General features: G+C 48.5%; 9 protein-coding genes. 3 read left to right on the top strand and 6 right to left on the bottom strand.

Translation table 11 applies throughout. The annotated features are described in order from the left end of the window. On the top strand, positions 1-315 hold a 315-nt coding region (locus tag BLR50_RS14455), incomplete at its 5' end, for a hypothetical protein (RefSeq protein ID WP_162840337.1). A gap of 126 nt (positions 316-441) precedes the next feature. Here BLR50_RS14455 and BLR50_RS05995 read toward each other — a convergent pair. The 6 genes from BLR50_RS05995 to BLR50_RS05965 all read right to left on the bottom strand — a co-directional run bounded on the left by BLR50_RS05995 (position 442) and on the right by BLR50_RS05965 (position 7,214). Further along, positions 442-1,932 carry a S1C family serine protease gene (locus BLR50_RS05995; protein WP_092639560.1) on the bottom strand — a complete coding sequence of 497 codons (1,491 nt, stop codon included), beginning with the start codon at positions 1,930-1,932 and terminating at the stop codon, positions 442-444. A gap of 301 nt (positions 1,933-2,233) precedes the next feature. Beyond that, positions 2,234-3,706 carry a sensor histidine kinase gene (locus tag BLR50_RS05990; RefSeq protein ID WP_242871701.1) on the bottom strand — a complete coding sequence of 491 codons (1,473 nt, stop codon included), beginning with the start codon at positions 3,704-3,706 and terminating at the stop codon, positions 2,234-2,236. Between the two features lie 64 nt (positions 3,707-3,770). Beyond that, entirely contained in the window at positions 3,771-4,463 is a 693-nt protein-coding gene (locus BLR50_RS05985; protein ID WP_092639556.1) for a response regulator transcription factor, read from the bottom strand. 341 nt (positions 4,464-4,804) lie between these two features. Then, positions 4,805-5,899, bottom strand: coding sequence for a redox-regulated ATPase YchF (gene ychF, locus BLR50_RS05975; RefSeq protein WP_092639552.1), 1,095 nt, complete (start codon positions 5,897-5,899; stop codon positions 4,805-4,807). A 128-nt stretch (positions 5,900-6,027) separates the two neighbouring features. Further along, positions 6,028-6,525, bottom strand: coding sequence for a hypothetical protein (locus BLR50_RS05970; RefSeq protein WP_092639550.1), 498 nt, complete (start codon positions 6,523-6,525; stop codon positions 6,028-6,030). Positions 6,526-6,794: 269 nt separating this feature from the next. Then, positions 6,795-7,214 (bottom strand): GNAT family N-acetyltransferase, encoded by a 420-nt coding sequence (locus tag BLR50_RS05965; protein WP_092639548.1) that lies wholly within the window; start codon positions 7,212-7,214, stop codon positions 6,795-6,797. A gap of 242 nt (positions 7,215-7,456) precedes the next feature. Between BLR50_RS05965 and BLR50_RS05960 the strand changes: the two genes are divergently transcribed. Then, positions 7,457-8,896, top strand: coding sequence for an MBOAT family O-acyltransferase (locus tag BLR50_RS05960; protein WP_092639546.1), 1,440 nt, complete (start codon positions 7,457-7,459; stop codon positions 8,894-8,896). 95 nt (positions 8,897-8,991) lie between these two features. Next, positions 8,992-9,927, top strand: coding sequence for a hypothetical protein (locus BLR50_RS05955; RefSeq protein ID WP_092639544.1), 936 nt, complete (start codon positions 8,992-8,994; stop codon positions 9,925-9,927). The last annotated feature ends 4 nt before the right edge of the window (positions 9,928-9,931 follow it).

The raw sequence follows: 9,931 nt of genomic DNA, 5'->3' as shown, positions 1-9,931 counted from the left end.
GGCTATACGGTTTCCTCGAATGTTTACGACTGCATCATTGACGCTGACGGCAGTGTCACCTACAAGCTTCACGGTTCTGCCAATGCCGCTACGGCGAACTTTCCCGTATGTGTAAATACTAAAAACAAATTGCCTCACAGCAATCCGGGAGGCTTCACTCCCACGGGAAGTGCACCCGATGATCCAGACGTTCCGGGCAGTACCGGTGGTGCTGGCAGCAGCATGGGCGCACATAGCAAAAACCGTCCCGGTATACCCGAAACCGGCGTTGACAATTTGGCTTTACTTATATTATTACTCGCCGCTATGTGCTAATCTTGTTCTTTAGATTGATTGTCAAACATTAAATAATAAACAGCAACGGAACAGTGTCTTACGCTGTTCCGTTGCTGTTTATATGAGGAGGTTGTTAAGTGAAATATCGTTATGAAGTGTGATAAGCTATTCCGCATTTGGCAGGCTGTCCTGCACAGAGGGCAGCTCCTGCTGCACGGTGGTGCCGGTGTCTTCGCTTAAAACCACCGATACCTCAAAGGTCTGGTCTGCGGCATTGGTGGGGCGGCGGAATATGGTAAGGGTTATGCTGTCGCCCGGCTTGTGCTTGGCAAGGATATCGAAAATCTGATTCACGGTATCCACCTTGGTGCCGTCAATCTTGGTGATGATGTCGTTGGCACGCACGCCCTTGGAGGCGATATCGCTGCCCTTATCCACGCCCGCGATCAGAATGCCGGTGGGGATGGAATAGAGCTGTGCGCTCATCTCGCTAACCTCGCCCTCAATCGAGATGCCGATCTTGGCGCGGCCGGTTACACGTCCGTTCTTAATCAGGTCGTCGATAATCGGTTTGGCGGTGTTCATGGGTATCGCAAAGCCGATGCCCTCATACTCGGTGGCCGCAATCTTGGAGGAGTTGATGCCCACAACCTGCCCGTATTCGTTTACCAGCGGGCCGCCCGAGTTGCCGGGGTTGATGGCTGCGTCGGTTTGAATGCACTCCATGGTATAGCCGGTAGAGCTTTTAAGGGAGCGGTTCACAGCAGAGATAATGCCCTGCGTAATGCTGCCCGCAAACTCCAACCCGCCGGGGTTCCCTATGGCTACCACCTTATCACCCGTAGCCATCTGCTCGGAATTGCCGAAGGACGCGGGGGTAAGCCCGGTAGCATCTATTTTAATAACCGCAAGGTCGGTTTTGGTGTCGGAACCAATCAGCTTGGCTTCGTATTCCTTGTTGGTATTTAATACAACCTTAATGCCCTGCGCGCCGCTTACCACGTGCGCGTTGGTTACAATATAGCCGTCAGCGCTCATGATAATACCGGAGCCTTCGCCCGCGGGCACCCAGCCGCCGTTCTTCTGGTAGTTTACAATTCCCACCACGCTCGGAGCCACCTTGGCATAGATCTGCTTGGTGGTAAGTACGCCGCCCACCGATACAATCTCATTGTTGGCGCTGCCGGGCACATCCGTAATATTCAGGCCGGAAGCGGAAGAGGTAGCCGCGGTGCTTGCGGTGTTATCCTTGGGTGCTGCCAACGATGCCGTCTGAGAAGACGCAGCACCCTTTCCGTTTGACAGCTCTCCGCCCGCGGTAAGGCTGTAAACGCCAAATCCCGCAAACCCGATTACCGATACCGAAACCAGCACAGCCACAATGGTGAGGAACACCTTCACGCCGCTCTTTTTGCCGTGCGGCGGCTTTTTGGGCGACATGCTGTCGTACTCCTTAAAGTTCCACTTGTATGCATCCTGATTTTGCCGATAGGGGTTTTGCTGCTGTTGCTGATAGCCATAGGGCGGTATCTGCTGCTGCGGCTGCCATGCGCCGGAGCTCTGATTGTAGCTGTTCCAGCTGTTCTGCTGGGCACCGTTTGAATCTCCGCTGTTTGCGTTGTTTTGATAGTAGTCTTTATTCTCAAAGTCGCTCATAAAAGATGCCTCCTGTATTAAATAGTATATCCTCAGCGTACCCTTTCACTCTGTGGGTATCATTGTCTGCTGTGAAACTACTTTAAAGTATAAACATCAGTTGTTAATAAGGAATAAACGCATTTTTAAATGATTGCGCTATTTTTTTGCTGCAATTGTAAATAAAATATTTATCAGCTGTTAAAATCAGCCGTTATCTCTACATTCGCCTGTAAAACGTTCAAAAATACGCTCAAATGCTTTGATAGCCGTGGTTTTGCGAGGATTTCTATTCATATTTGAACCGGTTTTCAGTTAAGGATTATTCCGCGCGGATTTCTTCTATGCGTTGTTTTTTCTTCTCTTTAGGGGTGGTGCCGCTGGGCACCGAGAACACAAACTCGCAGTATTCGCCCTCCACGCTGTTAACAATAATGTCGCCGTGGTGCAGGTTGATGATGGTTTTTACAATATATAAACCCAACCCCACGCCCTGCTTATCCAAGCTGCGCGACTTATCGGTTTTGTAAAAGCGGTCGAACACGCTGGCAACCTCTTCCTTCGGGATGCCCTCGCCCGAGTTGCGCACCGAAACATAGGTAAGCCCGCCCTCGTTATTGTAGCTCACCGCGATATACCCCTCGGTGTTTACAAACTTTACGGCGTTATCCACCAGGTTATACACCACCTGATGCAGCATATCGGGGTCGGCCAGCACCATCACCTTGCCCACGTCCAGGCCGCGGATATCCAGCTTCTTTGCCTCGATGCGCTGCTCAAACGCAAAGATGGTGCGGCACATAATCTCGTTAATATCAAACTCCACGGGCTTGATGGTCATTTCGCCCGCCTCGATTTTAGAGATATCCAGCATCGAGCGCACCAGGCGCGAGAGGCGCTTAACCTCCTCCGAAACGATGCGCAGGTAGTACTCCTGCTTTTCGGGGGGGATGGTGCTGTCTAAAATGCCGTCGATAAACCCGCCGATGGTGGTCATGGGGGTTTTCAGCTCGTGCGAAACGTTTGCCACAAAGCTGCGGCGCATCTTCTCGGTGGTGGCAAGCGAGGAGGCCATGTTGTTGAACGCCACCGCAAGCTGGCCCATCTCGTCGCTGCCGCGCACCGGCACGCGCACAGAAAGGTCGCCCTTACCGAACTTCCGGGCGGCAGCCGCCATCTCGCGCAGCGGGCGGGTCATCTGCCGGGTAATGATATACACCACCACAAACGAGATTGCAAGCACAATCAGTGCACTAATCGAGAACATCTTCAGCATCTCGGTTAAGAATACACTCAGTGCCGCGGCGGAGGAGGACGCAAACACATACCCAATAATCCCCATGCCCTCGATGGTCACCGGTACGCCCACGGTATAGTATTCGCTGGAATAAAGCCCGCGCAGCGTGCCAAGCTCCGAAAACGACCCGCGGTCGGAGATAGACTTCAGAACGTTCTGCGGTATCACCACGCCCTCCACGATATCCTTTTTATCGGTGGTCACCAGCGTTTTGCCCTCGACATTGGTTAAGAAGATGTTGGCGTCTACGCCGCCCCCGAGCAGTTGGAAATAGGAGAGCACCACCTCGCGGCGGGCGCCGCCCTGATCCACCCGGTTTACATATTCGTTGGCAAAGATGTTGGAGGCGCCTATCGCGTTGCGCAGCAGCAGCCGCTCGCGCTCCAGCTTAAAATACTGCGAAGCAAAAACGAGCAGCACGGCGCCCAATATGGCCATGCTGCCGAGGATGATGGTTGAACATAGAGTGAAATATTTTGTAAACAGGCTTTTCTGCATATGAATGCCTCATTTTTCAGATGTTAGGCTGTAGGGGGCGGCGTCCTCGCCGCCCCCTACAGGATTATTCCTTCACCTCAAATTTATAGCCTACGCCCCATACGGTCTTAAGCGTCCATTGCTCCGATACGCCCTCGAGCTTTTCGCGCAGGCGCTTAACATGCACGTCTACGGTGCGGGAATCGCCGTAATACTCAAAGCCCCACACCTCGTCAAGCAGCTGGTCGCGGGTATACACACGGTTGGGGTTGCTGGCTAAGTGATATAAAAGCTCCAGCTCCTTGGGCGGGGTGTCTACCTGAACCCCGTTTACCTTCAGCTCATACTTGGTCATGTTCACCACCAGCTTGTCAAACCGAACCTCTTTTACCGCCTGCTCGGTCGGCTGGCCGCCCACACGGCGCAGCACCGCCTTGATGCGCGCCACAATCTCCTTGGCGTCAAACGGCTTTACCACATAGTCGTCGGCGCCCAGCTCCAGCCCCAGCACCTTATCAAAGGTTTCGCCCTTGGCGGTGAGCATGATGATAGGCACGTCCGACTTTTTGCGAATCTCGCGGCACACCTGCCAGCCGTCGAGCTTGGGCATCATAATATCCAGAATAAGCAGGTCGGGCTTTTCCACATCATACTTGGTAAGCGCCGCCTCGCCGTCGTTTGCAATCACCGGCGTAAAGCCCTCCTTTTCAAGGTAGAGCCGAAGCAGCTCGCAGATGTTTTTGTCGTCGTCCACTACTAAAATCTTACCCTGTGACATAATAATCCATGTCCTTTCTTATGGGTTCTATGCCCAAAAGAAAGGACATAAAACCGATTATAAAAAATGCCGGTGCCGCACAGCGGCAGGAAGTGTCATACCCTGACAGGCATTCTTTCGAAGGTTGAAAGATTTATCTTTCAACCTATGACCATTCCTTTCTTTTCAGCCAGCCCGCTAAATTGCATTGTTCATAATTTCATTATATTTGATAATATCGGCCAGTGGTTAATAATTTATAAATGTTTCATGGATTTTTTTGCTTAAATCATGGTTTCGACTATTAAATAGCGGGTACTATCCCTCTCGGACAGTACCCGCTGTTTTTATCCTATCATCAATTACACATTAAACCTAAACAGCACCACGTCGCCGTCCTGCATCACATAATCCTTGCCTTCCAGGCGCACAAGCCCCTTCTCCTTTGCCGCCGCCATGCTGCCGCTTGCAACCAAATCGTCAAACGACACAATCTCGGCCCTTATAAACCCGCGCTCGAAGTCGGAGTGGATCTTGCCCGCGGCCTGCGGCGCCTTGGTGCCTCTGGTAATCGTCCATGCACGCACCTCCTGCTTGCCCGCGGTGAGGTAAGAGATCAGCCCCAGCAGGCTGTAGCACTCGCGAATCAGGCGGTCAAGCCCCGACTCGGCAAGCCCCAGCTCGCCTAAGAACAGCGCCTTGTCCTCGGCGGTCATGTCGGCGATGTCGGCCTCAATCTTGGCGCAGATAGGCAGCACGCCTGCGCCCTCCTCCTTGGCAATCTCGCACACCTCTTGATAAAAGGGGTTGGTGTCGATATTGTGGGCAAAGTCGTCCTCCGAAAGGTTGGCGGCGTAGATGATGGGCTTTGCGGAAAGCAGCGGGATGGTGGCGAGAAGCTCGGCCTCCTCCTTGCTGCAGCTAAACGCACGCGCGGGCTTGCCCTCCTCCATAAACGCGGTCAGGCGGGTTAAAAAGTCTACCTCGGCGGCAAATTTCTTATCGGCCTTCGCGGCCTTTACGGCCTTATCGGTGCGGCGGGCGAGCATCTCCAAATCAGCGAACACCAGCTCAAGGCTGATGGTTTCAACGTCCTTGCGCGGGCCGATCTTGCCGTCTACATGGATGATGTTGTCGTCCTCAAAGCAGCGCACCACATGCACAATCGCCTCGCACTCGCGGATGTTGGCCAGAAACTTGTTGCCCAGGCCCTCGCCCTTGGAAGCACCCTTCACCAGGCCCGCGATATCCACGAACTCCACAACCGCGGGGGTGTATTTATCGGGATCGTACATCTGCGCCAGCACGTCCAGGCGCTTATCGGGCACCGCCACCACGCCCACGTTCGGCTCGATGGTGCAGAACGGGTAGTTGGCGCTTTCTGCCCCCGCATTGGTAATGGCGTTGAACAGCGTGCTTTTGCCCACGTTGGGCAGACCGACAATTCCGAGCTTCATATCGTAAAACCTCCGGTATTTTTAACGTATAACCTTATTCATTATACAGCAAACGAGAGATAAAGCAAGACTCCAACAAAGATACGGCAGGCACCCTTTATTAAGGCGCCTGCCGTTTAATCATAGCATCAGTTATTTTCTTCGGATAGTTCCTTTGGCGGCAGCCTTCTCTGCCCTGCAAGGCGATAAAACCAGGCTACATAAACATTCACCAGCAATATAATGATCACCAAAGGCAGCAATACAAGAGACGAGAACATGGCGGGGAGCTGAAAATTTATAGAACCCCAACTCACAACGCTTACCGATGGCTGGCTTTGATCAGCAAAAAGCAGTATATTCAGAGAAAGCACAATAACACATACTATAACCGAAACAATCGCGCCTATTCTCTGCTTGTGTCTGGTGGTTTCGGTATAGGGTATTTCTATGGTCTTTTCCGGGAAATGTGCCTGCAGCAGCTTAAGCACCACCCAGAGTATGCCCATAAAAAACGTAAGCATAATAATGATCGGCGACAGAATCATTCCTGCCCCACCCGCAAGCACCATAAGCGGGGTAACCAAAAGGTTGCCTATTATCAGCCGCAGAACAAAACCGCTTAAAAAGGAGTAGGTCTTTACCATGACGTCTGTCCTCCACAATTACATTGTTTGTATATAACTGTAATTATAACAGCATTATTCCAATATTGCAAGCCTAAGCAATCAGCGTAACCGCTCTGTATTCCCTGCCCTGCCCCTTCACCGCGTATGCCCCAAGGCCTACCCTGCGGTATACTGTCTCAGGAGCATTCGGTGCCGCTCTTTCGGAAGCATCTAGCCTTCTGATTAACCGGCAGAACAATAAACGGCAGGCATCCTTTTAAGGATGCCTGCCGTAAATCTGTATCGCCCTACTTTTCAATAGTCAAGAACATGCCCGAACCGTCCTCCTCGCAGGGGAGCTGTTCAAAGCCGAACTTTTCGTAGAACTTCTCTTTTCCGTTGGCGCTTATCAGCTCAAGCCGTACCTTCCAGCCAGTGTGCTCACGCTTTTTGATAAACTCGATAATGTCCTTGATGATACGCTTGCCTATGCCCTTGCCCTGACATTCGGGCAGGATGGCTACGTCCTCCAAAAAATACGAGAGATAACCGTCGCCGCACAGCCTTGCCATGCCTACGGGCTTTCCGTCGTCCAACGCGCATACGGTTAGCAGCGAGTGCGAAAGCGCCTCCTCAATCTGCTGCCGCGGTGGCACCTCCCATCCCACGCTTTGGGTGAGGTGCGCAAAAATTTCCGGTGTCAATACGCTGTGTTTCAGCTGAACCATGTTGCCTTCCTGCACCTTTCGTGCACGAAGAGATATATGCTCCTTTTTTGCAACAGGAAAGGTCCTGTCCCCGATTTGTAAATGGCTTCACTTTAAGCAAAAACATTGTACCTTAATGTATTATATTACTGAAACAACCCATTCGCAATAACTAATTGACAAAAAAACCGCTATAGAATTATAATACTATCAAAACATATTCCATGATAATTTCAACATAATTAAGCAGGGTAGGTTATAGAATGCTTTTTAATTCTTTAAGTTATGCCATTTTTCTGCCCATAGTATTTATCTTTTATTGGCTGCTCCCGCATAAATACCGATGGGTATTATTACTCGCTTCGAGCTATTATTTCCATATGTCATGGAATGTAAAATACATATTTTTGATACTATTCACAACCGGTATTTCATATGTTACTGCGTTGTTTATGGAAAAGTCTGAAAAAAGCAAAAAGAATAAGCTACTTCTTGCGGCGGCGATAGTCACATCTCTCGGCGTCCTTTTTTTCTTTAAATACTTCAATTTCCTCAGCACCTCGGTCACAGATATCTTACAGGCGGTAGCCATCCCCGTTCATCCTGTTACTTTGTCTGTGCTTCTTCCGGTGGGAATCTCTTTTTATACTTTTCAGACCCTGAGCTATGTTATAGATGTTTATCGTGGCAATGTCCCTGCACAACGACATTTTGGAAAGTACGCTACTTTTATTGCGTTTTTTCCGCAGCTCGTTGCGGGTCCTATCGAAAGAACGAGTAACCTGCTCCCCCAGATTAATGAAGAACGTCATTTTGATTATTCAGATGCGACCTATGGGCTAAAGATTATAGCATGGGGTCTCTTTAAAAAGATGGTGATCGCGGATAATTTGGCATTGTTCGTCGATAAAATTTATAACCATCCTCAAAACTATCATGGCCTTTCACTTTTACTGGCTACCGTATTTTTTGCTTTTCAGATCTATTGTGATTTTTCCGGTTATTCCGATATTGCTGTCGGTTCAGCCAACCTATTTGGCATTCACATGATTAACAATTTTAAGAGCCCTTATTTTTCAGCATCTGTTAAAGAATTCTGGAGCCGATGGCATATCTCTCTATCCACTTGGTTCAGAGATTATGTTTATATTCCTCTCGGGGGCAATAGAGTAAGTAAAGCCCGCCATTACTTCAACCTGATGGTTACCTTTTTGTTAAGCGGGTTATGGCATGGCGCCAACTGGACCTTTGTGATATGGGGCGGCGTTCATGGTGCGGCTCAGATTGTGGAAACGGCTTTTTTCAAAAAGCAAAGTAAAAACACCGTGCAAAAGCATAACATAAGATGGTTTGTCTTGGTATGCCTTGTCTTCACCTTCAGCTGCTTTGCCTGGGTATTTTTCAGAGCACAAAATATGTCTGACGCATTGTATATATTCAAGAGTATGTTTGTTGGTATCGGTAATCCATTGTCATTTTTTAAAACCGGATTTGCTGATTTGAACACGCTTGAGTTGCTCAAGCTTACCCTGTATCTTTTAGTGTTATGTGTCTATGACTATTTCTCGTTATCACATGATTTAATTGCGCTCTCGTCCAAGCTGCCTGTAATTATACGATGGGGATTGTATTACTTTTTGATATTCTGCATCCTCTATCTGGTGCCCGGCAGCTCTTCACAATTCATCTATTTTGAATTTTAGGGGCGTATTTTGTTTATTACTTCGTAAAGAACGACGAAAATCGGCTCAGTCAACCAGTTAAAATGTCCGGTTTTTTCGAAAGGATAGTCATAGATATGGTAAGGTTCATTAAAAAGGTATTTATCGGTGCCATTATCCCTGTGGTTCTGCTATTAGTATTAAATTATTTATACATAAATTCCGCTTATTACTCCAATTTCAACGGTGTTTATAAGTTCAATCACATTCCTTATAATATACAGATAGCCAACTTTGGTAACTCGCACAGCCTAGATGGGTTCGATTGGTCGGTGTGCCCCGATATCCGCGCCGCTAATCTTGCTATGGGTGCCCAAACCCTGGTATTTGATAACGCCATATTCACCAACTATTATGATAAGTTTAAAGAAGGTTCAACTATTATAATTGAGATATCCTATAGTACGTTATATATAGCTGAGCCCTCAATTGCGGAAGGCGGAAGTCAAATCACACGTTACTATCAATTTCTAGATAGCCACAATATTCCTAACTATTCTTTCATAACTGCTTTAAAATACAGATATTTCCCCATTCTGACTATTCGGTTCAATCAGGTGGATGATATCTTTACTTACAACCCAAACAGTAAGCCGCTTATTAAAAAGGCCTCGGACGAGAACGTTGATATCCTTACAAACGAAGGAAAAGCAAGAGCTCAGAAATTCATTAAATCGATAGGCTCTCAAGAATTAGGCATACAATATGAAGCGTTGCTTAAAATAATTGATAAGTGCAAAGCGAAAAATATGAATATCGTCTTAATCACAATGCCTACTCTAGAATGTTTTTACAGTGAGTTCTCAGATAGCTTTTATTCGCGATTTTATCAGGATATTGATAATATCCGTACACTCTATGATAAGATTTATTATATCGATTACACCGGCGATACTCGTTTTAACGCTCTGGATTTGTACGCCAATACAGACCACCTGAACGCAGACGGAGCTCTCATCTTCACTCGAGCATTTATGCAGGATATATCAAAAATGGGTATTACGATTGGCTGAAAGC

This window comes from Acetanaerobacterium elongatum (genome assembly GCF_900103835.1).
Lineage (GTDB): Bacteria > Bacillota > Clostridia > Oscillospirales > Ruminococcaceae > Acetanaerobacterium > Acetanaerobacterium elongatum.
The sequence above is the reverse complement of the archived record's forward strand: the minus strand, read 5'-3'. Positions and strand labels throughout refer to the sequence as shown.

What these genes read in the sequence shown, in the direction of transcription:
- BLR50_RS05990 (WP_242871701.1), bottom strand. Translation starts at nt 3,706, where the DNA reads ATGCAGAAAAGCCTGTTTACAAAATATTTCACTCTATGTTCAACCATC.
- BLR50_RS05985 (WP_092639556.1), bottom strand. Translation starts at nt 4,463, where the DNA reads ATGTCACAGGGTAAGATTTTAGTAGTGGACGACGACAAAAACATCTGC.
- BLR50_RS05970 (WP_092639550.1), bottom strand. Translation starts at nt 6,525, where the DNA reads ATGGTAAAGACCTACTCCTTTTTAAGCGGTTTTGTTCTGCGGCTGATA.
- ychF (WP_092639552.1), bottom strand. Translation starts at nt 5,899, where the DNA reads ATGAAGCTCGGAATTGTCGGTCTGCCCAACGTGGGCAAAAGCACGCTG.
- BLR50_RS05995 (WP_092639560.1), bottom strand. Translation starts at nt 1,932, where the DNA reads ATGAGCGACTTTGAGAATAAAGACTACTATCAAAACAACGCAAACAGC.
- BLR50_RS05955 (WP_092639544.1), top strand. Translation starts at nt 8,992, where the DNA reads ATGGTAAGGTTCATTAAAAAGGTATTTATCGGTGCCATTATCCCTGTG.
- BLR50_RS05960 (WP_092639546.1), top strand. Translation starts at nt 7,457, where the DNA reads ATGCTTTTTAATTCTTTAAGTTATGCCATTTTTCTGCCCATAGTATTT.
- BLR50_RS05965 (WP_092639548.1), bottom strand. Translation starts at nt 7,214, where the DNA reads ATGGTTCAGCTGAAACACAGCGTATTGACACCGGAAATTTTTGCGCAC.